General features: G+C 27.8%; 1 protein-coding gene. It reads left to right on the top strand.

The window, feature by feature from the left end; genetic code table 11:
• Positions 1 to 569: YwqG family protein (locus AC1DJR_RS30795; protein WP_477004347.1), on the top strand; the 569-nt coding region annotated here is incomplete at its 5' end.
• Positions 570 to 1,134: the final 565 nt, after the last annotated feature.

Raw genomic sequence — 1,134 nt, 5'->3', positions numbered from 1 at the left:
CTCAAAAGGGTATGCTACAGTTTTTCGTAAGTGCTGAAGATGAGCTTTACGGAGCAGATTTTGATCATCCAACAATCCAAAAAGACTTTCGAATTATTTATCATTCTACAATTATAGAAGATTTAAATAAGGTTATTACTGATTTTAGTTATTTAAACACTTCAGAATTAGAGAACTTTATCATACCTGAAGCAGCGAAATTAAAGTTTGAATTGGGTTATCAGCCCGTAACATCAAGGGATTATCGATTTGAAAAGATGTTTAGTGAGGAAATTGATTGGGAAGAAATTGTTGATGAAAAAAATAAWACARAATTAGGCGAACTGTATGATGATYTATRYRAAGATCAAGGGCATAAAATTGGYGGTTATCCATTTTTCACACAGACAGATCCRAGGGAATGGGAAGAAAAATACCAGCAACATGATATATTATTGCTGCAAATCGATACAGATGATTCATTAAATATTATGTGGGGAGATTCTGGTGTTGCTAATTTCTTTATAAAGAAAGACGATTTATTAAATCTAGATTTTTCCAATGTTATTTACAATTGGGATTGTTACTAAAAATAGATAAATGGATTACTAGCTAGCAAAAGAAATCTTCCTGAAGGTGAGGAGGATTTTTTTACGTTAAAAATAAACGTTATGTTAACTAGAATGAAGAATACAATGAAAGTCAAGCGTAAATAAAAGAAATAACAACAAAAATATAAAATAATAAAACATATGTAATTAGCAATAAATCTATAAAGCAAAACATAAAATGAAATTTATCATTTGTATAGAAAAATTTATTTCGCATAAAAAAAATTCCGTGCGAATCAAAATTATTTTTGACTCGTTAAACGATAATTAATCGATTAAGATTTGCTGAGATTAATTTATAGCAAAATAAACGATAAAAACTGTAGAAATTCATTTAGATAAGATTTTATGTGAATCTCATTAAAAATACCCGTTTCGTCTCATTAAGTATAGTTTACTTGGTTTTTGATACAGGTAAACACTTACTCTATACAACTTCGTATAATATATATTATGTTAACTAGTAAAAAGTAATAAACTTATTATATGTTAGTTATGGTTGTTAGGCTCCCCTTTTTAATTGGGTTCATAATGTGTTGTAGAT

The sequence above is a fragment of the Bacillus sp. 05T31 genome (genome assembly GCF_056396725.1).
This window is presented reverse-complemented; position numbering and strand designations above follow the sequence as displayed.